At 66.5% G+C, this 23,597-nt stretch carries 20 protein-coding genes; 14 read left to right on the top strand and 6 right to left on the bottom strand.

The window, feature by feature from the left end:
* Nucleotides 1-56: 56 nt before the first annotated feature.
* The gene (locus tag HLG70_RS07095; RefSeq protein ID WP_171662437.1) at nucleotides 57-725 is read left to right on the top strand and encodes a response regulator transcription factor; all 669 of its coding nucleotides are present in this window, start codon (nucleotides 57-59) and stop codon (nucleotides 723-725) included.
* A gap of 17 nt (nucleotides 726-742) precedes the next feature.
* Here HLG70_RS07095 and HLG70_RS07090 read toward each other — a convergent pair whose 3' ends face one another.
* The gene (locus tag HLG70_RS07090) at nucleotides 743-4,027 is read right to left on the bottom strand and encodes an autotransporter outer membrane beta-barrel domain-containing protein (protein ID WP_171662438.1); all 3,285 of its coding nucleotides are present in this window, start codon (nucleotides 4,025-4,027) and stop codon (nucleotides 743-745) included.
* Nucleotides 4,028-4,181: 154 nt separating this feature from the next.
* Nucleotides 4,182-5,186, bottom strand: a complete 1,005-nt coding sequence (locus tag HLG70_RS07085; protein ID WP_171662439.1) for a DNA-binding protein — start codon at nucleotides 5,184-5,186, stop codon at nucleotides 4,182-4,184.
* 131 nt (nucleotides 5,187-5,317) lie between these two features.
* Between HLG70_RS07085 and HLG70_RS07080 the strand changes: the two genes are divergently transcribed.
* The 3 genes from HLG70_RS07080 (at nucleotide 5,318) to HLG70_RS07070 (ending at nucleotide 10,029) form a co-directional block, all read left to right on the top strand.
* Nucleotides 5,318-6,397 carry a site-specific integrase gene (locus HLG70_RS07080; protein ID WP_171662654.1) on the top strand — a complete coding sequence of 360 codons (1,080 nt, stop codon included), beginning with the start codon at nucleotides 5,318-5,320 and terminating at the stop codon, nucleotides 6,395-6,397.
* A 135-nt stretch (nucleotides 6,398-6,532) separates the two neighbouring features.
* Complete coding sequence (locus HLG70_RS07075; RefSeq protein WP_171662440.1) at nucleotides 6,533-8,083, top strand: sensor domain-containing diguanylate cyclase; 1,551 nt, start codon at nucleotides 6,533-6,535, stop codon at nucleotides 8,081-8,083.
* A 227-nt stretch (nucleotides 8,084-8,310) separates the two neighbouring features.
* A complete protein-coding gene (locus tag HLG70_RS07070; protein ID WP_234102965.1) occupies nucleotides 8,311-10,029 on the top strand; it encodes a GGDEF domain-containing protein in 1,719 nt (572 codons plus the stop codon).
* A 7-nt stretch (nucleotides 10,030-10,036) separates the two neighbouring features.
* On the opposite strand, the gene HLG70_RS07065 is transcribed toward HLG70_RS07070, so the two are convergent.
* Entirely contained in the window at nucleotides 10,037-10,189 is a 153-nt protein-coding gene (locus tag HLG70_RS07065) for a hypothetical protein (protein WP_171662442.1), read from the bottom strand.
* A 337-nt stretch (nucleotides 10,190-10,526) separates the two neighbouring features.
* Here HLG70_RS07065 and HLG70_RS07060 point away from each other — a divergent pair, with 337 nt between their 5' ends.
* The 5 genes from HLG70_RS07060 to HLG70_RS07040 all read left to right on the top strand — a co-directional run bounded on the left by HLG70_RS07060 (nucleotide 10,527) and on the right by HLG70_RS07040 (nucleotide 15,829).
* The gene (locus HLG70_RS07060; RefSeq protein WP_171662443.1) at nucleotides 10,527-11,024 is read left to right on the top strand and encodes a sigma-70 family RNA polymerase sigma factor; all 498 of its coding nucleotides are present in this window, start codon (nucleotides 10,527-10,529) and stop codon (nucleotides 11,022-11,024) included.
* A 25-nt stretch (nucleotides 11,025-11,049) separates the two neighbouring features.
* On the top strand, nucleotides 11,050-12,051 hold the full coding sequence (locus HLG70_RS07055) for a DUF4880 domain-containing protein (protein WP_171662444.1): 1,002 nt from the start codon (nucleotides 11,050-11,052) through the stop codon (nucleotides 12,049-12,051).
* A 111-nt stretch (nucleotides 12,052-12,162) separates the two neighbouring features.
* Nucleotides 12,163-14,634 carry a TonB-dependent siderophore receptor gene (locus HLG70_RS07050; protein ID WP_171662445.1) on the top strand — a complete coding sequence of 824 codons (2,472 nt, stop codon included), beginning with the start codon at nucleotides 12,163-12,165 and terminating at the stop codon, nucleotides 14,632-14,634.
* Nucleotides 14,635-14,704: 70 nt separating this feature from the next.
* Entirely contained in the window at nucleotides 14,705-15,283 is a 579-nt protein-coding gene (locus HLG70_RS07045; protein ID WP_171662446.1) for a TetR/AcrR family transcriptional regulator, read from the top strand.
* Between the two features lie 66 nt (nucleotides 15,284-15,349).
* Nucleotides 15,350-15,829 (top strand): DUF1348 family protein, encoded by a 480-nt coding sequence (locus HLG70_RS07040; RefSeq protein ID WP_171662447.1) that lies wholly within the window; start codon nucleotides 15,350-15,352, stop codon nucleotides 15,827-15,829.
* A gap of 10 nt (nucleotides 15,830-15,839) precedes the next feature.
* Here the strand turns inward: HLG70_RS07040 and HLG70_RS07035 are convergent, their stop codons facing one another.
* The gene (locus HLG70_RS07035) at nucleotides 15,840-16,328 is read right to left on the bottom strand and encodes a MarR family winged helix-turn-helix transcriptional regulator (RefSeq protein WP_171662448.1); all 489 of its coding nucleotides are present in this window, start codon (nucleotides 16,326-16,328) and stop codon (nucleotides 15,840-15,842) included.
* A 77-nt stretch (nucleotides 16,329-16,405) separates the two neighbouring features.
* Between HLG70_RS07035 and HLG70_RS07030 the strand changes: the two genes are divergently transcribed.
* From HLG70_RS07030 to HLG70_RS07020, 3 genes are all read left to right on the top strand, one after another.
* Nucleotides 16,406-17,611, top strand: a complete 1,206-nt coding sequence (locus HLG70_RS07030) for an MFS transporter (RefSeq protein WP_171662449.1) — start codon at nucleotides 16,406-16,408, stop codon at nucleotides 17,609-17,611.
* Between the two features lie 173 nt (nucleotides 17,612-17,784).
* Complete coding sequence (locus tag HLG70_RS07025) at nucleotides 17,785-18,255, top strand: tripartite tricarboxylate transporter TctB family protein (protein ID WP_171662450.1); 471 nt, start codon at nucleotides 17,785-17,787, stop codon at nucleotides 18,253-18,255.
* Nucleotides 18,256-18,258: 3 nt separating this feature from the next.
* On the top strand, nucleotides 18,259-19,785 hold the full coding sequence (locus tag HLG70_RS07020) for a tripartite tricarboxylate transporter permease (RefSeq protein WP_171662451.1): 1,527 nt from the start codon (nucleotides 18,259-18,261) through the stop codon (nucleotides 19,783-19,785).
* A gap of 79 nt (nucleotides 19,786-19,864) precedes the next feature.
* Here HLG70_RS07020 and HLG70_RS07015 read toward each other — a convergent pair whose 3' ends face one another.
* Nucleotides 19,865-20,185 (bottom strand): SelT/SelW/SelH family protein, encoded by a 321-nt coding sequence (locus HLG70_RS07015; protein ID WP_171662452.1) that lies wholly within the window; start codon nucleotides 20,183-20,185, stop codon nucleotides 19,865-19,867.
* An 87-nt stretch (nucleotides 20,186-20,272) separates the two neighbouring features.
* Between HLG70_RS07015 and HLG70_RS07010 the strand changes: the two genes are divergently transcribed.
* Nucleotides 20,273-21,475 (top strand): multidrug effflux MFS transporter, encoded by a 1,203-nt coding sequence (locus HLG70_RS07010; protein ID WP_171662453.1) that lies wholly within the window; start codon nucleotides 20,273-20,275, stop codon nucleotides 21,473-21,475.
* Between the two features lie 39 nt (nucleotides 21,476-21,514).
* Nucleotides 21,515-22,300, top strand: coding sequence for an enoyl-CoA hydratase (locus HLG70_RS07005; protein WP_171662454.1), 786 nt, complete (start codon nucleotides 21,515-21,517; stop codon nucleotides 22,298-22,300).
* Nucleotides 22,301-22,328: 28 nt separating this feature from the next.
* Here HLG70_RS07005 and chrA read toward each other — a convergent pair whose 3' ends face one another.
* On the bottom strand, nucleotides 22,329-23,585 hold the full coding sequence (gene chrA / locus HLG70_RS07000; RefSeq protein WP_171662455.1) for a chromate efflux transporter: 1,257 nt from the start codon (nucleotides 23,583-23,585) through the stop codon (nucleotides 22,329-22,331).
* Nucleotides 23,586-23,597: the final 12 nt, after the last annotated feature.

Raw genomic sequence — 23,597 nt, 5'->3', positions numbered from 1 at the left:
TTTACGAGCGTCAGGATTCACCAGGCTCGAATGATTGCATATTGGATAGCCGATCCATGAGCAAGCCCCCATCTGATCAGGATGTGCGGATTATCGTTGCCGATGACCACCCCGTGGTATCCCTTGCACTTGCGGACTCGCTCAACGAGATGCCGGGATTTTGCGTGGTCGCCACGGCCCGATCCGGCCTGGAGCTGGTCACGGCGGTACAGACGCACGCGTGCCACCTGATCGTGACCGACTTTTCCATGCAGTCCGATTCCGCGGACGAAGATGGCTTGCGCCTCATCGAGCGTCTGCAGCGAATGTTTCCCCAGATTCCGATTGTCGTGTTCACCATGCTCACGAACAGCGGGATTCTCAACCAGTTGCGCCAGGTCGGCGTGGCGGGCATCGTCAGCAAGGAAGAGCCCATCGGCGATCTGGTCGCTGTCTGCGTTCGCGTATTGACCGAGAAGGGGCCGATCCTGTCGGCGAGCATCAGCAGGCGGCTCAGCCACAATGATGTGACGATGGGAGGCGCCAGCAGGACGAAAGGTCTCTCTCCGAAAGAACTCGAAGTGGTGCGATTGTTTGCGCTGGGCCTTTCCGTGACGGAGATCGCTCGCCGTCTGCACCGTTCGGTTGCCACCATCGGAACGCAGAAGCAATCCGCAATGCGCAAGCTCAATATCGAGACCAACGCCGAGCTGCTCCGGTATGCGGACGAGCAAGGGTTCTCTTGACCCGTCCGCCCGGCGGCTCACCAGCGATAGGTCAGGTTGAGCATGCCGCCGTAGCCGCGCTGATCTCCGCTACCCGTCTGGCCTGATACCTGGCCACTTACGTGCCAGGCCTTCCCGACCCTGCCCTCCGCGCCGACTTTCAATTCGGCCGCGTTGCGCAACGGCACGGCGCTGAAGCTGCCGGCAGCTATGTCGACCCGGGGATTGCCGGCGCCATGCAACCAGTTGGTTTCAATGTAGGGGCGCACCGCGGTATCCGCCGCCGGCTTCCCCAGCGGATAGACGCGCACGCCGGCCCGCGTGTTCACGGCGCCCGCACTGCCGCTTTCCAGCCTCATGCCTGGCAGAACGGCATCCTTCGCGTCGTACCGGCTGTAGGCCAGTTGCACCTGCGGTTCCACGACCATGGCGGCCAAGGCCGAATCGGGCGCGAAAGGCAGAAAGGCGTAGCCCGTCTCGACCGAAGCCGTCCAGGTATTGGAGCGATAGCGCGCGGATCCCGGTTCGCTGTCGATCTGATTCGAGTAGCGGCCATATTGCAGCCAGGAGTCCGCATAGGCGCCCAGGCGGGTGGCGTCATTGGCGTAGGCCGTCGCGTACACGCCAGCCGAATAGCCGGTCACCTTGCCTCGCGCATCCGCGCTGACCGCCAGATTCTGGTCCGCCGTCATGAGGCGCGAAGTGGAGCGCACCCGCGCGTCGCCGTACCCCGCCATCACGCCGGCAATGAAAAGACCGTCCTGGCCCAGCAGCGCCTGCAGCACATCGCCGCCGATTTGCAGGATGCTGCTGTCCGTGTCGACATCGACCTTGCCTTCGGTCATGCGCAAGCCATTGTTGCGGGTTCCTTTGGCGCGCAGCCACAGGTCTCTGCCCGTCCGGTCCGGGGATTCGCCGCCAGACGGAACCCGCGCCGCCGAGCGGTCATTCAGGCCGTGCATGAACATCCTTTCCGCGGCCAGCTGGTTGCCGATGTAGGCGCCGCTTTCCGGCGAAACGTTGATGAACCGCGGGCCATACGGCGGCACAATGCCCCCGGGCGGCTCCGGTATGGAGCCAGGCGTATAGACGGACGTCAGATACCAGTCGGAGGCCACGCCGTTGTCGCCTCCACGCACCAGGCTGTAGTCATAGCCATTGGCCGCGATCGTGCCGGAGCTGGCCCGGAACCCTGTCGATCCCGAATCCAGGCGAAAGGCGTCCGGCGTGGTGGTGCCGCCGTTGATCGCTTCCACCAGGCGGATGCCCTGCACGGTCTGCCCGCCGGATCCTCCAGCGTTCAGGATGCGCATGCCCGTCACGCCCGAGGTGGTCCCGCCGTCGATCACCAGCTTGTCGGTGGGCGAACCATCGCCGCCCAGCCGGGTGTTCATGACCAGGGTGCCGCCGCCCGCATAGTCGTTGACCGTAAGCGTCTTGAAGCCGGATTGCGCGTCAGGCGCGACGAAGCGCACGGTGCCGGTGTTGTTCAGCGTGCCCAGGATGGAATCGCCCCGCACGTTCCAGGCGCTGGCATTGTCCAGCGACAGGCTGTTGACGCGGCCTGCGCGCGAGACCACCGCGCCCGTCAGCACGCTTGCGCTCTTGAGGTCGATGTCCACCGTGCCGCTGTCGGCCAGGACGTCGCCCGTCATGACCGAGCCCGTCGCGTCCACAGTTACCTGGCCGGTCTGGACCACCGTGGTGACGCCGCCGCTGGTGACGTTTGCCGCGCGGGTTTGCAGGAATACGCCATGGTTGTCGTCGCCGCCCGTGCGCGCCGTGACCTGGGCGTTCCGAAGCGTGAAATTGTGATTGCCCCCGCTGGCGAGCAGCCCGGTGCCGTCGAGGGTGTCGACCTGGGTCCCGTTAGCCAGGAGCAGATTGTTGGTGAGGCCGGCAGCGGTTGTGTAGCTCCAGACTCCGTGGGCGCGGTCGCCGCTGGTGGACAATTGAGTGTTGTCGAGCGCCACCGACGTGCGATTGCTCATGTTCAGGCCGACTGCGTCGGCGCCGCGGGTGGTGACGGCTGAACCGGTCGCAGTGATGCTGGAGTTGGTCCCGCTGGCAAAGAGCCCGTGGGCCGACGCGCCATACGTGTCCACGGTGGCGTCGGTCAGGGCGACGCTGGCGCCCGACGCGCGCGCCAGCGCGCCCACCGCGCCGGCTCCGGAGGTCTTGATGTGTGTACCCGTCGCGGCTGTCGTGGCCGTGGTGCCGTACTCGCGCGAGACATACAGCCCGTGCGCGTTGTCGCCGTGGGTCTCGACCGACCCGCCGTCCAGCGTGACCTGCCCTGCCCGGTTGTCGATACCCACGTGCGTGGAGTCGATGACGAGGTTCCGGGCAACGAGCGAGGTGTTGATGGAAGGCAGCCAGATGCCGGATGCCCAGGCGCTCCTGGTCGATATGGTCACGTTGTCCAGGGTGGCCGACGAGCCCGCTGCATTGATGTTTACGCCATATCCACCGGTTGTGCTCAGGGTCGCGTTGCTGATGATCGCGGAGCCCCCGTCGAGCCCGGCGCTGGCGACGAGTGTGACGGCGTCGCTTGCCGAGGTGATGGAGCCGCCTTGCATGGTCAGCGCCGCGCTGTCCACGCGGATGCCGCCCGAGCCGGTCGAGACAAGGTCCGTATCCTGGATCCACAGGGTCGAGCCGACGCCGCGCACGGACAGCGTGACGCTGTTGCCGCTTGTGGCCGTGACATTGACCAGCTCGGCGCGGCCGCCGTTGACGACATTGACGGCGCTGGCGCCAGCGCCGCGCGCCTTGATGTCGAGGGATTTCGCGGTGGCGATGCTGTTCTCGCCGTCCACTTGCAGCCCTGAGCTGCCGGTGCCTGCAACAGCGACGCTGCCGCCCTCCAGGGCGACCTTGCCTCCGGATAGCGCATACGCGCCGTGGGAATATGAGCCGGCCGTGCTGATCTCGGTGTCGGTCGCCGATATGACGCTGCCCGCACCCGTTGCGTACAGGGCGTGGGCGCCCTGCCCCGCGCCCAGGGTCTTGACGCTGCTCTTGGTCAGATGCACGGTGCCGCCCAGGCTGGCCTTGACGCCCACGGTGTTTGGAGAAGCCGCGCCGCCCGCGGTAATGCTGATGTCGTTTCCCTGGAGCGCATTGCCCTGGACTGAGACATTCACGGCGGTTCCGGTGCCCGTGTAAGTCACGGTCGATCCGTCCGCCAGCGTGCGTTGCGTCGCGCCCAGGGGATCCGAGACGTCCACCTGTCCGATCTCGGCGGCCTGGCTTGCGGCGGGAATTGCCGGAACGGCCGCGGCCAGCGCGCCGACCATCAGGGGAGTGAGATGCAAATGCATGGCGTAAGTCTTGGCCCTTGGCCAGGCCTGCCCACGCAAATCGCAAATCAACGGCGGTAATGCACAGCCTTACGATAAACCGCAGCCCTGACTAGAAGTGTCTGAAGGTGAGACTTCATTCTCCACAGGGCGCAGAGACGGCAACATCATAGGATTATGAATCCGGAGTGCCGGCGCCAGGCAGCAGGCGGCGGGCCAGATCGCTGAACTGCTTGTCCTTGGATTTGATCTGAGCGTACAGATCGTCGGCGCGCGCTTGCTCGGCCGCAAGGCGCCGGGCAAGATCCGCTTCACCACGCCGGCTGGCCTGCAACGTCTCCTGGATAGCCGCGGCCTCGGCATCTCGTTGACGTGTATCGGCGAGCCCTTGCGCCCGCAGCGCCTGGGCGTCCAGCTCCGCCGCGCGCTGTTGTTCCCGGGCCGTGGCCAGGGCCTGGCGCAGCTGGTCGGCCTGTTGCTGGCTTGTGGCCTGCAACTCGTCCAGCCGCGTCTGCAGGCGTTTGACCGCGCCGCGTTCGCCGTCCAGTTCGTTGAGCCAGCGGCGTTCATGCGCGGCGTGGCGCGAATCCAGCGCGGCAAGCGCTTGCGCATGCCTGTCCCGGGCCTGGTCGGCCTCGGCCAGCAGCGTCTGGATGGCGCCCTGCGCGTCGGCCAGGTTCTCCTGGGCTGCCGCCAAAGCCTTGTCGCGCTGGCGCAGTTGGGCCTCGGCGGCCTGCAGGCGCTCTTCCGTTGCCGCAAGCTGGGCGGTGGCGACTTTCAGCCCTTCCTGCAGATCGCGCTCGCGGTTGAGCAGCTGCGCCTCGCGTTGCTGCAACTGTTCCGCTTGAGCGGCGAAGCGCTCTCCTTCCTTGGCAAGTTCTTCCCAGCGTTGCTGGTACGCCTGGGCCTGTTCCGCTCGGGCGGCGGTCAGGGCCGCTTCCCAGAAATGCGCGGCTGCCTGGGCGATGGGGTCGGGAACCTCCGGCGGGGCCGCAAAGGCGCGGGGGTCCTTGATCCGCGCGCCCAGCGAGCGGAACCACGTTTCCAGATGCGGACTGACCGTATTGGGCGAGCCGCGGCCGATCTTCTGGCGTACGCGTTCGATGGTGGGCCGGGCGCCTTCCAGCAGCAAGGCGTCCGCGGCGGCCCAGACGTCAGATTCGGTGATTCCTGTGGCCATAACGGTTTTCCTTGCGCGATTTGCGGTATTTAGTCACGATAATGGAATCTTATCGTTAGTAATTCGGTTTATACGTTAGATATCATACAGCATATGTATGTAATATTATAAATATGAACACTACACCCGAAATGCCGCTGAAATTGCTGGCTTCGCTTCCCCTGCTGGATCCGCAAACGCTGGACACGCAGGCCGATGCCGCGGTGCGGGGGCTGCTGCGCGAAGGCAGTTCCGCCAACACCGCCGCCAGCTATCGCGCCGCCATCCGCTACTGGACCGCCTGGTTCGAACTGCGCTATGGCCAGCCCTTTGCCCTGCCCCTGCCGGAGGCCGCGGTCATACAGTTCGTGGTGGATCACGCGCAACGATCCACGGACCACGGCTTGAAATGGGAGTTGCCGCTGGCGCTGGATCTGGAGCTGGTGCGCCTGAAGGCCAAGGGCAAGCTCGGCGCGCCCAGCCTGAATACCCTGTTGCAGCGCCTGTCGGTGCTGTCCAAGGCGCATGAATTGCTCGGGCATCCCAATCCCTGCCGCAACGCCACCATCCGGGAGCTGCTGGCCAAGACCCGCCGCGCCTATGCCCGGCGCGGCGCGGCGCCCGCCAAGAAAGAAGCGCTGACGCGCGAACCGCTGCAGGCCATGCTTGAGACCTGCGACGATTCCCTGCGCGGCAAGCGCGACCGTGCCCTGCTGCTGTTTGCCTGGGCCAGCGGCGGCCGCCGGCGCTCGGAGGTGGTGCGGGCCACCATGGAGAACACGCAGCGCACCGCCGAGGGCTTTCTCTATTCGATGACCCATTCCAAGACCAACCAGACCGGCGCCAGCCGCGCGGACGACCAGAAGCCCATCGTCGGCGCCGCGGCCCAGGCGCTGGAGGCATGGCTGGCCGCCAGCGAGATCCGGCAAGGTCCGATCTTCCGGCGGGTGCGCCGCGGAGACGTGATCGGCGAACCCCTGGCGGCGGCCGCGGTGCGCGACATCGTGCTGGAACGTTGCCGGCAGGCGGGGCTGGAGGGCGAGTTCTCGGCGCATAGCTTGCGTTCCGGATTCGTGACCGAGGCGGGCCGGCGCAACGTGCCGCTGGGCGACACGATGGCCATGACCGGCCATGCCAGCGTGGCGACGGTCATGGGTTATTTCAGGGCGGGCGCCGCCGCGCGGTCTCCCGCCGCCCGCCTGCTGGACGATCCGCCAGATCCGGGCCTATAGGAATCCGGCGGATCTGCCGTAATGGTGGCAGCGACACTACAATCACCGCGCCCTGCCCCTTGAATACCCCGCCCTCCTCCGGATTCTCCGCTGCCTGGCTTGTGCGCCGGCCCATTCCCTGTCCGCCCTGATCCCATGCGAATCCACCTACGCGGGCTAGTGCTTGCGCTTACCGTTTTCAGCGCCATCGCCGCCACGGCCAACGCGCTGTACGCCAGCTATCGCGTGCAGCGCGAACAACTGATCGCGAACACGCTGGAGTCGAACCGGGTCTATGCCGCCAAGCTGGCGGAAAGCGCGGGCAGCTTCCTGAAGTCGGCGCAGCAGCAGCTGGGCTACAGCGCCCGCCATATGCCGGAATTGATCGAATCGCCGGAGCGGCTTGCCGTCGAAGTGACACGCGTGCAGCAGCAGACGGAAAGCTTCAATTCGGTGGGGGTCGTGCGCGCGGACGGCACCATCCTGGCCGCCACGCAGACTTTTCGCAATTTCCTGGGCACCCGGGTTGACTCCGCGGGCAGCCGCGCGGCGCTGCAAGCGAGGCAGCCCATGATCAGCAAGCCCTACGTGTCGATTGCCGGCAACCTGCTGATCAATCTGTCGCACCCGATTTTTTCAAACGACGGGGTTTACCTGGGATACGTCGCGGGCACCATCTATCTGCGAAACGAGAGCGCGCTGCAGGATATGCTGGGCAAGCACCACTACCATGACGGCTCCTACCTGTATGTGGTGGACAGCGACGGCCGGCTCATTTATCACACCCAGGCCGACCGCGTCGGCGAAGTGGTGCTCGCCAATCCGGTGGTGGCCGCGGTGACCAAGGGGGTGGCAGGCGCGCTGCGCGTGATCAATACCGAGGGCGTGGACATGCTGGCGGGCTATGCCGCGGTGCCGATCAGCGGCTGGGGCGTGGTCGCGCAGCGGCCTGCCAAGGTCACGCTGGAACCCATACATGATCTGATCTGGGCGCTGCTGGGCTATGCGGCGCCGCTGGCCGTGGCGTTCCTGCTGGCCATCTGGTGGTGCGCCCGGATGATTTCCCTGCCGCTGTCGCAACTGGCCACCAACGTCGAGCATCAGGACGTGGCCGTCGCCATGCTGCGGGTGCAGTCCGTGAGGGCCTGGTATTTCGAGGCGGAACGGTTGAAGCGCGCCGTGATCGGGAGCTTCACGAGCCTGCAGGAGAAGATCGGCAAGCTGAATCTTGCCAGCATCACGGACCCGCTGACGGGCCTGCGCAACCGGCGCGGCACCCAGGACGCGGTGGATCAGATGCAGGCGTCCGGCACGGCATTTTCGGTGGTGGCGCTGGATATCGACCATTTCAAGCAGGTCAATGACACCTATGGGCACACCGTGGGTGATGAGGTGATCCAGGATATCGCGCAGGTCATGCGCGAATGCTCGCGCCCGTCGGACATTTTGTGCCGCAACGGCGGCGAGGAATTCCTGATCCTGCTGCCCGGCGTGGGCGCGCAAGAGGCCGCCAATGTCGCGGAGCGACTGCGCGCGCACATCGCGAAACGGCAGTTGCGGGGCGCCAGCCATGTCACGGTGTCCGCAGGGGTCGCCCAGTGGTCCTCGAGCGGGCCGACGGTCGACCAGGCGTTCCGGGCGGCCGATGCCGCGTTGTATGCGGCCAAGCAGCAAGGACGCAACTGCGTGGTGATGCACGAGGCTTGAGCCTGTCCAGGCCCGATAAGGAGCGCAATTTTTCGGCGTGAAATGCAATTAACCGCATTGCTGCGACATAGTCTTGCTTCGCGCCAAGACAATGCGGAAATTGCCGCGCTTGCAGCGCCCCGCGCCCCTGCAATTACAGTATTCTGCGCAGCCGAGACCTCCCATGGACCCGCTAGCCAAGTATGTTGCGCCCCGCCGTCGCGCCAAAATCCCTGGAACGCCATTTCATGACGCTTGCCGCAGGGGTGCTGTTGCTGGTGGCGGTGCTGGCCGGCATTTTGTTGTTCCAGAGCTGGAGATCCCATCATGCCGCGTCCGAGGCGCGGCAGGCATTCGGTTCGGTGCGCGCCACGGTGCGGGTGATGGAATTGGCCTCGGCGGAGCGCGGACCCATGAATGCCGCCCTGGGCTCGCAGCTGCCCGTGCCCGAAGCGATGCTTGCCTCGCTGGGCGCGGCCCGCGCGAGAACCGACGCCCGGATCGGTGAGCTGCTCGCGCTGTACTCCCCGCCCCTGGATCCGGAGCGCGACAGGGAGCGCACGGAAATCCAGCGCATACACCAGGCCCTGAAAATCGCGCGCAAGCACGTCGACGAACGCATCGCCACGCCTCGCGATCAGCTGTCGGGACAGGTGCTGTGGGATTCGGTCACCGGCATGGTGCGCATCATCCCGCAGTGGCAAGCCAGCATGGCCGCGAACGTGGGGCTAGTCATGCGCAACGAGGCCAATGCGCCCAGCCTGTTGTCGCTGGCCCTGCTGGCAAGCGAATTGCGCGAGCAGGCGGGCCTGCTCGGTTCGACCTATACGCCGGCGCTGACCCGGCGCCGAAAGCTCACGGCGGAAGAGCAATTCCGCATCGAACGTGTGCTGGGGCGGATCGAGGAACTGCGGGCGCTGATCGAGGCGCGCATGTCCACGCACCCCAAGGTGCGCGCTTCCACAATCTATGCGCAGCTTGAGCAGCGCTACTTCGGCGATGGCTTGAGGTATCTGGCCCAGGTGCGAGACCAGGCTTCGCGGCAATCCGACGACGCGCCCGTCTCGACCCGGACATTGGCGGCGATCTATGTGCCGCTGATGAGTTCCATCACCGAGTTCCGCGACGTGCTGCTGGACGAGATGGAGCGGCACATCGAGGAGCATCGGATGGCCGCCGCGCGGCTGCTGTCGATCACGCTGGGAGCCACCGCCTTGCTGGTGGCCGCCCTGGCCCTGGCGCTGGTGCAGTTCCGCAAGCGGGTGATCCAGCCCTTTGCCCTGGCCACGCGCATCATCGGGTCAATCGCCAGCGGGGCCGCGCCGGCCCGCATCCCCCCGGGCAAGTACCACGGCGAAGTCGACGAGATCTTCAACGCCTTGCGGGTGCTCAAGGAAAATTCGGCGGTGAAGAAGCGGCTGGAGGCCGAGCGCGACCGCCTGATCGAGGATCTGGCGCACACCGCGGAAACCGACTTCCTGACGGGCTTGTTGAACCGCCGCGCCTTCGAGAACCGGTTCGACGCGGCGCGCGCCGAATGGGATGAAGAGCAACCGATGCTGGCATTCATCCTGTTCGACATCGACCACTTCAAGGCCATCAATGACACCCACGGCCACGCCAGCGGCGACCTGGCGCTAAAGACCGTGGCCGAACTGTGCCGCAAGACCTGGCGCCAGGAAGACGTGGTCGCGCGCGTGGGGGGAGAGGAGTTCGCGGTGCTGTGCCGCACGCGCAACGCGCAGCAGGCCATCGACATGGCCGAACGCATGCGCGCCTGTATTTGCGCGTCTTCCGTCACATCGGAGGATGGCGCCACCTTCACCTTGACCGCGAGTTTCGGCGTGGCTTGTGTATCGTGGAGCCACGCCGAGTCCGCGGGGGAGCTGTTCCGCAGTGCGGACGAACTGCTCTATCTGGCGAAGATGAATGGCCGCAACCAGGTGCAGCAGCGCACCTTGGGTTGAGCGAGCCTTATGCCTTCGAGCGGGAGGCTTCCGTTTTCTTGGAAGATTCGGCATCCGCGGGCGCGGCGTCGCGGTCGGACTTCTTGTCCGCTTCGGGTGCCTTCCAGTTCAGGGGGGGAATCTCGAAGCTCCCCTTCTTGACAGCCAATTGATGAGACATGGGTGTGCTCCTATTCAGGGCGCATGGCCTCCCCCGCCCAAGCACAGCGCACAGGATTCAAGCGTGCCATGAATGCCGTGGGTGCGGGGGAAGCATTCAAGAGGCGGCAACGCCAGGACTAGACTTTCATCAGCATGTTCTTAATATTATTTTGCTGATAATTAAACGATTTTAGCATAATTTTGCTAGAAATAGCCAGCACGGCTAAAGAGTGTGCTATACGGCCCGGGCCCGCGAGCGCAGGCAAGCCCATTCCGGAGATACAAAAACGAGCGAGCCTCACATATAATAATATCCATTCTCATTCAGTTAACCGCCTGCGCTCAACCGAATCCCCATGATCGAATCCCCTCCTCCTCGTCCAGCGGATTCGATGACGGCAATGTATGCAAGCCATCACGGCTGGTTGCTGGGCTGGCTGCGCAGGCGGCTGGGCAGCGCGGCCGACGCCGCCGACCTGGCGCATGACACCTTCCTGCGCGTGCTGCAGCAAGCGCGTCCCGACATCCGCGAGCCGCGCGCCTTTCTGTCCACCGTGGCCAGCGGCATCCTGGCCAATTTCTACCGCCGCCGCGACGTCGAACAGGCCTTTCTGCGCAGCCTGGCAAACCTGCCCGAGGCGCAAGCGCCTTCCCCGGAGACCCGGGCGATCGTGCTGGAGACGCTGGTGGAAATCGACCGGCGCCTGGGCGGCCTGCCCGCCCCCGTGCGGCGGGCTTTCCTGCTGGCGCAGGTGGACGGGATGAAGCAGTCCGAGATCGCCCTGACGCTGGGCGTGTCCTTGCCGACGGTGCAGCGCTATGTGGCCCGGGCCCTGCTGCAGTGCTTTTTCTGATGATTGCCAACAACGAGGCCCTGCCGTGAATGCCGCCGAGCCGTCGCGCTTTGCCCCCGCCACGCCGATCGCCGAGGCGGTTGCGCGGCAGGCGGTGGACTGGTTCGTCCGCTTGCGCGCGGATTCGGTCGGCCCCGACGTGCAGCGCGGGTGGAACGCCTGGATGCAGGCGGATCCCGAGCACGCCCGTGCCTGGGGCCACCTGCAGCATTGCGCCGGGGACATCGCCGGCCTGTCCTCGCCTTTGGCGCACGCCGCCTTGTCCTGCCCTGCCGGAACCGGCCGCCGCCGCTTCATGAAGTCGGCCGCCATGCTGGCGGCGGGCGCCGGCGCGGCCTGGTGGGGCGTGCGCACCGAACCCTGGCAGCCGCTGCTTGCCGATGCCAGCACGCGCGTGGGCGAACAGCGGCGCATCACCCTGCCGGACGGCTCGCGGGTTTTGCTGAACACAGACAGCGCCATCGATATCGCGGCGGGTGGCGAACGCCGGATCCGCCTGGCGCGCGGTGAAATCATGGTGGATGCCGTGCGCGCCGAGAGCGCGCTGGCGCAGCCCTTGCCGTTCATCGTGCAGACCCGGCACGGTGAAGTGGAAACGCCCGGATCGCGGCTGGCGCTGCGGCTGGAGGCAATCCGCAGCGTGGCCTATGCCCTGACCGGACCGCTCATGGTGACGCCCGCGGCGGCGCCGCATCTGCGCCGCGAACTGGGGGTCGGCCAGCATGCCGCCTTCACCGCCGCCATGGTCGATCTCGCGGCTCCGGTCCAGGCCAGCGACCTGAGCTGGAGCGACGGCGTGCTGGCGGCGCACGACATGCGGCTGGAAGCGTTCCTGGCGGAGCTGGCGCGCTACCGCCCGGGCGTGATCCGGTGCGATCCGCGGGTGGCGAGCCTGCGGGTGTCCGGCGTGTACCCGCTGGGCGACACCGACAAGGTGCTGGACACGCTGGCGCTGACGCTGCCGGTGCGCTTGCGCTCGATGACGCGCTACTGGGTGTCGTTCGGGCCGCGCGAGGGCGCGGCGTAGGCCTGTCTCACAACATTTCCGGAATTTCATGATTTGCGTGATGGGTTTTTCGATCTCGCGTGGCATGGGAGCTGAAGTCCTATCGTCACTCCCAACGAAACCGAGAACCCAATGAGTCATCCCGTCTCCACACGCCGGCGCGTCCCGCGCCCGGCATTGCGCGCCCTGGCGCTGGCGCTGAGCATTTCCGGCGCCCTCCCCGCCGCCCTGCTGTTTCCCGTTGCCGGACATGCCCAGGCCGCCGCCGCCAGTTACCGGATCCCGGCCGGCCCGCTGGCCGATGCCTTGCAGCGCTTTGGCCGCGAGTCGGGCCTGATGCTCTCTTACTCCGCCGCGGACGTTGAAGGCAGGCAAAGCCCCGGGGTAACCGGCGCATACCGGGCCGATGAGGCCCTGGCCGTGCTGCTGTCCGGCACCGGCCTGGCGCCGCAGCGCCTGCCCAATGGCAGCTACGCCTTGCGTCCCGCGGGGCCTGGCGTGGTGTCCACCCTGGCGCCGATCGAAGTGGCCGGCAGCACCCTGTCCAGCCGCGCCTGGGGGCCGGTGGATGGTTTTGTGGCGCGCTACAGCATGACCGGCACGAAGACGGACACCCCGCTGATCGAAACGCCGCAATCGATTTCCGTGGTGACGCGCGACCAGATGACATGGCAGGCCATACAGAAGACCGAACAGGCGTTGCGGTACGAGGCCGGCGTGCGTGCCGAAATGGCGGACGACCTGCGCCACCAGAACATTTCCGTGCGGGGTTTCAGCGTGGCGGCCTCGAACCAGGGCATCTACCTGGACGGGCTGGCCCTGGCCACCCGCTACTACGGCTCGTACGACATCAATCCCTACGCGCTGGAACGCGTGGAAGTACTGCGTGGACCGGCGTCGCTGCTGTATGGCCAGAACCAGCCCGGCGGCATCGTCAACCAGGTCAGCAAGCGGCCCACCGAGACGCCGTTGCGCGAAGTCGAGTTCACGACCGGCGATCCGGGGCGGGTCCAGGCAGGCTTTGACTTCAGCGGTCCGGCGACGGAAGACGGGCAATGGCTTTACCGCCTTACCGGGCAAGGCCGCAACGCCGATACCGAAGTCGACACCGTGCGCGACAAGCGCGCCTTCATCGCGCCGTCGTTCACCTGGCAGCCCAGCGCCGCCACTCATTTCACCGTGCTGACGAACTTCCAGCGGATCCGCGCGGGCTCCACGGACCAATGGCTGCCGTCGGTGGGCACCATCACGCCTACCCCGTATGGCCGGATTTCACGCAGCTTCTTCTCGGGCGAGCCGGATTTCGACCGCTACGACAAGGACCAGGCGATGCTGGGCTATCTGTTCGAGCACAAGTTCAACGACAGCTGGACGCTGCGCCAGAACGCCCGCTACAACCAGAACCGCACGCACTACCGCGCATTGATCTCGGAGCTGGGCTGGGGCACGCTGCCCGACGGCGAGCCAGACTACCAGTCGCTGCAGCGCTACGCCTTCAGTTCCGAGGAAAAGGCGCGCACGCTGGCGCTGGATACCCAGCTGCAGTACCAGGGCCGGACAGGCGCGTTCGCGCACACCGTGCTGATGGGCCTGGACTATCAGCAGTCGACCTTCGACACCCAGCTCGGATTCGGCATGGATGGCGTGCCGCCCATCAATCCGTTCGATCCCGTCTATGGCTACAAGATCGACGCCCCGCCGATCTACAACGACACCTATCAGCGCATGCGCCAGCTGGGGCTGTACGCGCAGGATCAGGTGAAGATCCTGGACAAGCTGGTCGTGACGGCGGGCGGCCGCATGGACTGGTCGGAGGCCAGCACCCGCAACAACCTTACCGGCATTCGCACGCAACAAAACGACAATGCGTTCACCGGCCGCGTCGGCATGGTGTATCTGTCCGACAGCGGACTGGCGCCGTATGTCAGCTATTCCACGTCCTTCCGTCCGCAGGCGGGCACGACCTACGCCGGTACGCCGTTCAGGCCGACCAAGGGCGAGCAATACGAGGCGGGGGTGAAGTTCCAGCCCAAGGGTCACGACAGTTTCGTGACGGCATCGGTCTTCCAGATCGAACAGCGCAATGTGCTGACGCGGGACCCGGAGCATGCGAATTCGCAGGTGCAGACGGGCGCCGTGCGTTCGGAAGGCTTCGAGCTGCAGGGCAAGGCGTCCCTGGCGCGCAACCTCGATATCGTGGCCGCCTACACCTATACCGATATCAAGACCGTTTCCAGCAACTACCCCGAGCAGGTCGGCAAGGTGCCGTTTGCCGGCGTGCCCCAGCACATGGCGTCCCTGTGGGTGGACTACACCATCGACACGGGACCGCTGGCCGGCTTGGGCTTTGGCGCGGGCGCGCGCTATCTCGGCACCACGTTCAGCGACCTGGACAACGCCGTGAAGGTGCCGGCGGTAACGCTGGCCGATGCGGCCATTCGCTATGACCTGGGCCGGGCCAGTCCGTCGATGAAGGGCGCGAGCCTGAGCCTGAACGCGTCGAACCTGTTCGACAAGCAGTACGTGGCCTCGTGCAACAACGTGAATCTGTGCTTCTACGGGCCCGGCAGAGTGGTGCTCGCGACACTGCGCTACAACTGGTGATGTCCGCCGCTTGACGGGAAAGAATGATCGTTCTACCATCTGCGCATTGCAAATAGAACGATCATTCTCCATGCCCGATTCCTCGCCAGACTCCACCCCCGCCATGCAGGAAAAGCTGCTGCGCGCCACCGAACAGCTGATCTACAGCGGCGGCATCAGCGCCACCGGCATGGACCTCATCGTCAAGACTTCGGGGGTGGCGCGCAAGACCATCTACAGGCTCTACCCCACCAAGGAAGCCCTGGTGGCCGCGGCCTTGCAGGCACGCGACGAACGCTGGATGGAGTGGTTCGTCGAGGCCACCACCGCCGCGCCCACGCCCCAAGCCCGTCTGATGTCCATCTTCGACGCGCTGCGCGCATGGTTTGCTTCCGAAGGATTCCGCGGTTGCGCGTTCATCAATGCCGCCGGCGAAATCGGGTCCGCGGACAGCCCGATACGCAAGGTTGCAAGACTGCACAAGGAACGGCTGCTGGCCCATGTGCTGGCGTTGGCGCAGGCCGCCGGCGTGCCGCAGCCGCAGGAGCGCGCGCGCCAGTTGCTGGTGCTGATCGACGGCGCGATCGTCGTGGCGATGGTGTCCGGCGACCTGTCCATTACCGACAGCGCCGAAGTCGCTGCCACCACGCTGCTGGCCGCCGGCGCCTGAGCGGAATGCGCGCGCGCATGGATTTTTCACCCGCCTCTTCCACCCGCCTGTACACGAGATCCCGCCATGACATCGACCACTGAAGTCCGCCCGCCCCTGCCCCCCTTCACGCACAAGAGCGCCGTGCAGAAGGTCCGCCTGGCCGAAGATGGCTGGAACAGCCGCGACCCCGACAAGGTGGCGCTGGCCTATAGCCTGGATACCCATTGGCGCAACCGCGCGGAGTTCGTGAAGAACCGCGACGAGGCGCGCGCCTTCCTGGCGCGCAAATGGGCGCGTGAACTGGACTATCGGCTGATCAAGGAGTTGTGGGCGTTCACCGATAACCGCATCGCGGTGCGCTATGCCTATGAATGGCATGACGATTCCGGCAATTGGTTCCGCTCGTACGGCAATGAGAACTGGGAGTTCGGCGAAGACGGCCTGATGATCAACCGCTACGCCTGCATCAACGACCTGCCCATCAAGGAGACGGACCGCAAGTTCCGCTGGCCGCTGGGCCGCCGTCCGGATGACCATCCCGGACTGTCGGACCTGGGCTTGTAGAGCGGCTGGCCTACTCCTCGTAGGCTTTGAGCAGTTTGCCGAGCAGGCTGCTCAGCTGTTCCTGCTCGGCGGCATCCAGGGGCGACAGCACCTCCGCCTGGTTGCGCAGGTGCGCCACCACCGCCTCATCGATGAGCTTGATCCCTTGCCTGGTCAGCATGACCAGGGTGGCGCGCCCGTCGTCGGGATTCGCCTTGCGGGCGACCAGCCCGGCCTTCTCCAGCCGGTCGATGCGGTTGGTCATGCTGCCCGACGAGATCATGGCGTCCTCGTACAGCGCGGTGGGCGTCAGCGCGTAGGGCTTGCCGCTGCGGCGCAGCGTCGCCAGCACGTCGAATTCACCGGGCTGCAGCCCGAATTGCGCGAACAACGGATTGATCCGGTCCCTGGTGATCACGAGCGCGCATTCGCCCAGGCGGCCCAGCACGCGCATGGTCGACACGTCCAGGTCGGGGCGTTCGCGATTCCATTGCTCCACGGCACGGCTTGCTCTATCCACGGCATTCTCCAATTATCTTGACGTCAAGATAAAATCCAAATATCTTGATGTGGAGATAGTTTACCGAATCGTCCGGCATGCCGCCGGTCTTTCGGCCTGGAGCAACCGTGTCCTCTTTTCGTTTGAACGCATGGCGGATGTTCGCCATCATCCTCGTGGGCCTGAACCTGCGCCCCGTCCTGGCTTCCGTACCACCGCTTCTTGACCTGGTGCAGGCGGCAACTCACATGTCCGATGGCACGGCGGGACTGCTTACCGCGCTGCCCGTGTTCGTCATGGGACTGGGCGCGCTGGGCGTGGCGCCGCTGCGCCGCCTGATGAGCGAGCAGCAAGGCGTGGCCATCGGCCTGGCGCTGATCATGGCGGCCACCGCCGCCCGTCTCTGGTCCGGTCAGACGAGTCTCATGCTTGCGACCGGCGTCGTCGCGGGGCTGGGCATCGCCATGACACAGGCCTTGCTGCCGATCTTCATCAAGACCCGGTTTGGCGGGGGCAGCAGCGGCGTCATGGGCATCTATTCCACGGCCATCATGGGCGGCGCGGCTGTCGCCAGTGTCGCTACGCCGGCCCTGGCCCAGCACGCGGGCTGGCTGCGGGCGCTGGCCGTCTGGGCCTGGCCCGCCGCATTGGCGCTGGCTTGCTGGATCGCCGTGGCCCGCCTGTCGTCTGCGCCGCGGTACGCCGCCCAGCCGGCCAAAGCGGGCGCGCTGCGCACGGCGCGGTCCCGCGTCTGGCTGCTGTCGGTGTTCTTCGGCCTGGGCACCGGCGCGTATACGCTGGTGCTGGCGTGGTTGCCGCCCTACTACACCGCACTGGGATGGACGCCGCTGGCGGCGGGCCAGTTGCTGGGCGGCGTGACCGCGGCGGAAATCGTAGCGGGCCTGCTGGTGTCAGGCTTCATCGGGCGGCTGCCCGACCGGCGGCCGGCCTTGCTCACGGCGATCGGCGCCCTGTTCCTGGGCCTGGTTGGCTGGATCGCCGCGCCCGCGGCGCTGGCGTGGCCGGCGGCGGTGCTGGCCGGGCTGGGCATCGGGGCGCTGTTCCCGCTGTCGCTGATCGTGGCGATGGACCACGCGGGCACGCCGGCCGAAGCCGGCCGCCTGGCGTCCTTCGTGCAGGGCGTGGGCTACCTGATCGCGGCGCTGTTCCCGTTTGCCGCGGGACTGATGCGCCAGCGTCTGGCGGACCTGACCCCGGCATGGATCCTGATGACGCTGATCTGCGTGGTGTTGTCGGTGATGGCGATCCGCTTTCGTCCGCTGCGCCAGCGGTCCGCGACATGAGCAGAACCTAGGGATTTCCCCCGATTTGGCGATAAAAAAGGGCCACGGCGCCATTTCCGCTTTGCCTGAAAGGTGAACGGAAGTTTGAATTTCTAGACTCCCGCATTCATTGCAATGTCAGCTGTTTTTCAGACGACAGTCAGAAAACAGCACAACAACGGGAGGACTAGACCATGCAATCAAAACGCAGCGCCGTCAGGCGCGAGGCGTGGGCCGCGGGCACGATGATCGTGCTGGGCCTGGGCGCCATCGCGCAGGCATCCACATACACCTTGGGCAGCCTGGCGCGCATGGGGCCGGGCATGTTCCCCGCGATCCTGGGCGCGCTGCTGGTCATGCTGGGCCTGATCATCGCGAAGATGGCAGCCTCGCCCGCCGTGGCGGAGGAAGACGCCGAAGAGATCCCGCCGCCCGAATGGCGCGGCTGGGGCTGCATCATCGGCGGCCTGCTCGCGTTCATCCTGGTCGGCAAGTTCGGCGGCCTGGTGCCCGCGACGTTCGTGCTGGTGTTCATTTCCGCCATGGGCGACCGCCAGCACACCTGGCGCACCGCGGCCCTGCTTGCGGTGGGCGTGACGATCCTGGGCGTGGCCGTTTTCTCCTGGGCGCTGCAGCTGCAGTTTCCGCTGTTCCGCTGGGGCTGATCCATGGAAATCTTCAATAACCTGATGCATGGGTTCTCCGTCGCGTTCGCGCTGGACAACCTGATGTGGGCGATCTTCGGCGTGTTCATGGGCAACCTGATCGGCGTGTTGCCGGGCATGGGCGTGCTGGCCGCCATTTCCATCCTGCTGCCGCTGACCTACACCATGACGCCCACGGCCGCGCTGGTGATGCTGTCCGGCATCTACTACGGCTCGCAGTATGGCGGCGGCATCACCTCCATCATGCTGAACCTGCCGGGCACCGCGTCGCATGCGGTGGCCTGCCTGGACGGCAATCCGCTGGCGCGCAACGGCAAGGCCGGCTCTGCCTTGTTCATGCTGATGTTCTCGTCGTTCTGCGGCGCCTCGGTGGGTATCCTGGCGATGATCCTCTTTTCGCCGATGCTGGTGGACGTGGCCTTCAAGTTCGGTCCGGCCGAGTACTTCTCGATGATGATGCTGGGCCTGCTGGCCGGGGCGACCCTGGCCAAGGGCTCGGCGATCAAGGGTGTGGCGATGGTGGTGGTCGGCCTGCTGCTGGGCGTGGTGGGCACGGACGTCAATACGGGCACGATGCGCTTTCACTTCGGCATCCTGGAGCTCTCGGACGGCCTGCAGATCGTGGCGCTTGCCATGGGCCTGTTCGGCGTGGCGGACTTCCTGAAGAACATCAACCGCATCGGCGGCGACAGCAAGGTCACCGCCGCCAAGGTCAGCATGAAGTCGATGCGTCCGGAAGCCGGCGACATCAAGCAATCGCGCGGCGCGCTGGTGCGCGGCACGGCGATCGGCGCGGCTTTCGGCATCCTGCCGGGCACCGGCCCGACCATCGCTTCGTTCATTTCGTACGCGGTGGAAAAGAAGGTCGCGCGCGACCCGCGCCGTTTCGGACGCGGGGCCATCGAGGGTATCGCCGGGCCGGAAGCGGCAACCAGCGCATCCACGCAGACCAGCTTCATCCCGACCATGAGCCTGGGCATTCCGGGCGATCCGGTCATGGCCCTGATGCTGGGCGCGCTGATCATCCACGGCATCCAGCCGGGGCCTCAGATGATGATCGAGCATGCCGACATGTTCTGGGGGTTGATCGCCAGCTTCTGGGTCGGCAACGTGTTGCTGCTGCTGTTGAACCTGCCCCTGATCGGCATGTGGGTGCGCATGCTGACCGTGCCGTTCCGCTACCTGTTTCCCGCCGCGCTGTTCTTTGTCTGCGTAGGCGTCTACAGCACGAACAACAATCTGTTCGACGTGGGCATGGTGACCTTGTTCGGGGCCGCGGGCTATGCGCTGATCCGGCTGCGCTTCGAGCCCGCGCCGCTGCTGCTTGGGTTCGTGCTGGGACCCATGGTGGAAGAGAACTTCCGGCGCGCGCTGCTGCTGTCGCGCGGCGAGCTGTCGATCTTCGTCTCGCGTCCGATCAGCCTGGGTTTCATCCTGGCATGCGTGGCGCTGATCGCCTTGCTGGCCGTGTCGGCGCTGCGGCAGCGCAAGGCGCGGGAGGCACTGAAACACGCGGAATCCGCCGCGTAGCGGGTCAGTCACTATCGGGGTAGTGCTGCTTTGGCCGGTCTCGCCTGGGACCGGCCTTTTCTTGTTGGCGCAGCGGGCCTCAGGTATCGGGTCCGGACACGGGGCCGGCGGCGTGGCCGTCGATATGGCCCAGCGGCCGGGCCGGATCGAGGCGGTCTCGCACCCGCTGCTTGAGCACCTTGGCCTCCGGGAAGCCGCCGTCGCTCTTGCGGTCCCAGATCAGGTCGCCGTTATAGGTGATCTGGAAGATGCCGCCGGTGCCGGGCTGCAGCACCACTTCGCCCAGATCGGTCGAGAAGGTGGATAGCAGTTCCTGCGCCATCCAGCCAGCCCGCAGCAGCCACTGGCACTGGGTGCAATAGAGGATGACGATGCGAGGGCGAAAGGCGGGCGTGTTCATAGGGAAAATATTCTACGCGAGCCCGGACGCGGGCGATCATGGATAATGTCGGGTTTTCCCGGGTTCGCAATGAGCCCCGAGCCTGTAATGAAGTCTGCCTTGACTCCCCGAGGCCAGCGCTGGCTGATCGGTCTCTTGATGGGACTGGTCACGCTCACGCCGATGGCCATCGACATCTACCTGCCTTCCCTGCCCACCATGGCCCATGGCTTTGGCGAGCCCATCAGCGCGCTGCAGGCCAGCATCACGCTGTTCATCTTCGCGGTGGGCGTGGGGCAGATGCTGATCGGCCCGCTGGCCGACCGGCATGGCCGCCGGCCCGTGGCGCTGTGCGGCGCCATGGCGTATCTGCTGGGATCGGCGCTGGGCGCGGCCGCCACGTCGCTGGAGATGTTCTATGCGGCGCGCATCATCCAGGGGCTGGGCGCATGTTCCGCGTCGCTGGTGGCGTTTGCCGCGGTGCGCGATTGCTTCAGTCCGGCTGTCGGCGCGCGCGTGTACAGCTATCTGAATGGCGCGCTGTGCACGGTGCCCGCGCTGGCGCCGATGCTGGGCGGCGTGCTGGCGCTGCACGCGGGCTGGCGCAGCACCTTCGTCTTCATGGCGCTGTTCTCGCTGGCGCTGGCCGCGCTGCTGGCGGCCCGCTTCGAGGAAACGCGCGCCAGGCCCACGCAGCCCCACGGCGCCCTCTACAGCCTGCGCCGCTATGCGCCTATCGTCGCAAGCGGCCGCTTCCTGTATTTTGCGATGTTCGGCATGGCCGGCATGGCCATGATCCTGGTGTTCGTGTCGGCTGCGCCCGTGGTTCTGGTGCAGCAGCTCGGGTACTCCGAACTGGGATTCTCCGCGTGGTTCGGCGGCAATGCCGCGATCAACATCGCGGCCTTCTTCCTGGCGCCCGCTTTCATCGCCCGCTATGGCCGCCACACCATGGTGCGCGTCGGCATGGCGGCCTTGCTGCTGGCGTCGGCCATGCATTTCTGCGCCTGGCTGTGGGCGCCCCTGTCGGCCTGGATCTTCATGCTGCCGGTGGCCGTGCTGACCGTGGGCTTTTCGCTGGCCCTGGGGTCGGGGCTGAGCCTGGCGCTGGAGCCCTTCGCGGAGCGCGCCGGCACCGCCGCCGCGGTCTATGGGCTGTTCCAGATGAGCGGCTCGGCGGTCATCGCCACCCTGTTGCTGGACAGCGGCATGGCGCCCCAGGCGGCGATGGCGCTGGTCGGCGCGGTGATCGTGGCGCCGCTGATGTGTCTTTCGCCGGCCATCGGCCGGCGTCTTGCCCGCGGCGCCTGACCCGCCTAGTATCCAGGGACACCTTTTCCTGGAGGCGACATGTCGATAGAAAAAACCGCGCCGTTGCTGCGCAGTGCCGAGGGCGGCGTCGTGACGCTGCGCATGAACCGTCCTGCCCAGTTCAATGCGCTGTCCGAGGCCCTGCTGGCCGCCCTGCAGCAAGAGATCGACGCCCTGGCGCGGGACCCCGACGTGCGCTGCGTGGTGCTGGAATCCGAGGGCCGCGCCTTCTGCGCCGGGCACGACCTGCGCGAGATGCGCAGCCAGCCCGCGCTGGACTATTACCGCGAGCTGTTCCGCAAATGCGGCAGCGTCATGCAGGGCCTGCAGGCCCTGCCCGTGCCCGTCATCGCCAAGGTGCAAGGCGTTGCCACGGCGGCCGGCTGCCAGCTGGTGGCAAGCTGCGACCTGGCCGTCGCCGCCGACACCGCCAGATTCGCGGTATCCGGCATCAACGTCGGCCTGTTCTGCGCCACGCCCGCGGTGGCCTTGAGCCGCAACGTGTCGGCCAAGCGCGCCTTCGAGATGCTGATGACCGCGCGCTTCATCGACGCCGCCCAGGCGGCGGACTGGGGGCTGATCAACGATGCCGTGCCCGAGCAGGAACTGGACGCGCGGGTGCGCGGCCTGGCCGATGAGATCGTCGCGAAAAGCCCCACCGCGGTGCGCTATGGCAAGCGCATGTTCTACAAGCAGCGGCAGATGGCGCTGGCCGACGCCTACGATTACGCCGGCGACGTGATGGCCCGCAACATGATGGAAGACGATGCCTGCGAGGGCATCGACGCTTTCCTGCAGAAGCGCCCTGCCCGCTGGCGCTCCTAGGGAAGCCCCGTTTGAGTGTGAGCCGGCCCTAGACGAGCCAGCCCAGCGTCCAGCCGCCCGCCGCGGCAAGCAGCACCACCCAGACGGGCGACCAGCGCGCATAGACCAGCAAGGCGAACAGCAGCAGGGCCAGGCCGAAGTCGGCCTTGCTGAGGATGGCGCTGGTCCAGACCGGGTCATACAGGGCGCCGAGCAGGATGCCGACGACGCTGGCGTTGACGCCGGCAACCAGATTGCGCACACCGGGGCGCCGGCGCAGGCTTTCCCAGAAAGGCAGCGCGGCCGCCACCAGCAAGGCGCCTGGCAGGAAGATGACGGCCAGCAGCGTCAATCCGCCCGCCCAGCCGGACAAGGGGCCGGACGACAGCGCACCCAGGAAGGCCGCGAACGTGAACAAGGGGCCGGGCATGGCCTGCGCCGCGCCGTAGCCCGCCAGGAAGTCGGCGCTGGATACCATGCCGGTCGATACCGATGCCGTTTCCAGCAAGGGCAGCACCACGTGCCCGCCGCCGAACACCAGTGCCCCCGCGCGGTAGAAGCCGGCGATCTGGCCGGCCAGGGCGCTATCCGTCAACAGGGCCCAGACCGGCAGCCCCGCCATCAGCGCCACGAAGATGCCCAGGGCGGCCAGGCCCACCGAACGCGGCACGCCCGGCGGCGAATTGGTCAGAATGGGCCGGGGCGGCACCTGCAGGATGGCCGCGCCCACCACCGCGCCGAGCAGGACGGCTCCCAACTGGGCCAGCGCCGTGGGCAGGACCACGGTGATCAGGGCGGCGGCGACCGCCAGCGCGGCGCGCGAGCGATCGGGACAGAGCGACCGCCCCATCCCCCAGACCGCCTGGGCGACGATGGCGACCGCCGCCACTTTCAGGCCGTGTATGGCGGCGGACCCCGACAGCCAGCCGAAGTGGGCCAGGCCCAGCGCGAAGCCGATCAGCGCAAGCGCGGACGGCAGCGTGAACGCCACCCAGGCCGCCAGCATGCCGGACCAGCCGGCCCGCCGCAGGCCGATCGCCATGCCCACCTGGCTGCTGGCCGGCCCGGGCAGGAATTGGCACAGCGCGACCAGATCGGAGTAGGCGTAGTCATCCAGCCAGCGGCGCCGGTCCACGAATTCAGTGCGGAAGTACGCCAGATGCGCCACCGGACCGCCAAACGAGGTCAGTCCCAGGCGCAGAAAGACCAGGAACACCTCCAGACAGGATCCGCGTCCGGCGTGGCTGTGCGCATCGGTGGCCGGCTTGCTGGCGACGTGTTCGTCATGCGGTGAGGGGTGCGACATGGGCTTGGGCTT

The organism is Achromobacter deleyi, assembly GCF_013116765.2.
Classification (GTDB): Bacteria; Pseudomonadota; Gammaproteobacteria; order Burkholderiales; family Burkholderiaceae_B; genus Achromobacter; species Achromobacter deleyi_A.
Note: the sequence above shows the minus strand (reverse complement) of the source record. Positions and strands in the feature narration are given on the sequence as shown.

What these genes read in the sequence shown, in the direction of transcription:
- HLG70_RS07095 (WP_171662437.1), top strand. Translation starts at nt 57, where the DNA reads ATGAGCAAGCCCCCATCTGATCAGGATGTGCGGATTATCGTTGCCGAT.
- HLG70_RS07090 (WP_171662438.1), bottom strand. Translation starts at nt 4,027, where the DNA reads ATGCATTTGCATCTCACTCCCCTGATGGTCGGCGCGCTGGCCGCGGCC.
- HLG70_RS07085 (WP_171662439.1), bottom strand. Translation starts at nt 5,186, where the DNA reads ATGGCCACAGGAATCACCGAATCTGACGTCTGGGCCGCCGCGGACGCC.
- HLG70_RS07080 (WP_171662654.1), top strand. Translation starts at nt 5,318, where the DNA reads ATGCCGCTGAAATTGCTGGCTTCGCTTCCCCTGCTGGATCCGCAAACG.
- HLG70_RS07075 (WP_171662440.1), top strand. Translation starts at nt 6,533, where the DNA reads ATGCGAATCCACCTACGCGGGCTAGTGCTTGCGCTTACCGTTTTCAGC.
- HLG70_RS07070 (WP_234102965.1), top strand. Translation starts at nt 8,311, where the DNA reads ATGACGCTTGCCGCAGGGGTGCTGTTGCTGGTGGCGGTGCTGGCCGGC.
- HLG70_RS07065 (WP_171662442.1), bottom strand. Translation starts at nt 10,189, where the DNA reads ATGTCTCATCAATTGGCTGTCAAGAAGGGGAGCTTCGAGATTCCCCCC.
- HLG70_RS07060 (WP_171662443.1), top strand. Translation starts at nt 10,527, where the DNA reads ATGATCGAATCCCCTCCTCCTCGTCCAGCGGATTCGATGACGGCAATG.
- HLG70_RS07050 (WP_171662445.1), top strand. Translation starts at nt 12,163, where the DNA reads ATGAGTCATCCCGTCTCCACACGCCGGCGCGTCCCGCGCCCGGCATTG.
- HLG70_RS07045 (WP_171662446.1), top strand. Translation starts at nt 14,705, where the DNA reads ATGCCCGATTCCTCGCCAGACTCCACCCCCGCCATGCAGGAAAAGCTG.
- HLG70_RS07040 (WP_171662447.1), top strand. Translation starts at nt 15,350, where the DNA reads ATGACATCGACCACTGAAGTCCGCCCGCCCCTGCCCCCCTTCACGCAC.
- HLG70_RS07030 (WP_171662449.1), top strand. Translation starts at nt 16,406, where the DNA reads ATGCCGCCGGTCTTTCGGCCTGGAGCAACCGTGTCCTCTTTTCGTTTG.
- HLG70_RS07025 (WP_171662450.1), top strand. Translation starts at nt 17,785, where the DNA reads ATGCAATCAAAACGCAGCGCCGTCAGGCGCGAGGCGTGGGCCGCGGGC.
- HLG70_RS07020 (WP_171662451.1), top strand. Translation starts at nt 18,259, where the DNA reads ATGGAAATCTTCAATAACCTGATGCATGGGTTCTCCGTCGCGTTCGCG.
- HLG70_RS07015 (WP_171662452.1), bottom strand. Translation starts at nt 20,185, where the DNA reads ATGAACACGCCCGCCTTTCGCCCTCGCATCGTCATCCTCTATTGCACC.
- HLG70_RS07010 (WP_171662453.1), top strand. Translation starts at nt 20,273, where the DNA reads ATGAAGTCTGCCTTGACTCCCCGAGGCCAGCGCTGGCTGATCGGTCTC.
- HLG70_RS07005 (WP_171662454.1), top strand. Translation starts at nt 21,515, where the DNA reads ATGTCGATAGAAAAAACCGCGCCGTTGCTGCGCAGTGCCGAGGGCGGC.
- chrA (WP_171662455.1), bottom strand. Translation starts at nt 23,585, where the DNA reads ATGTCGCACCCCTCACCGCATGACGAACACGTCGCCAGCAAGCCGGCC.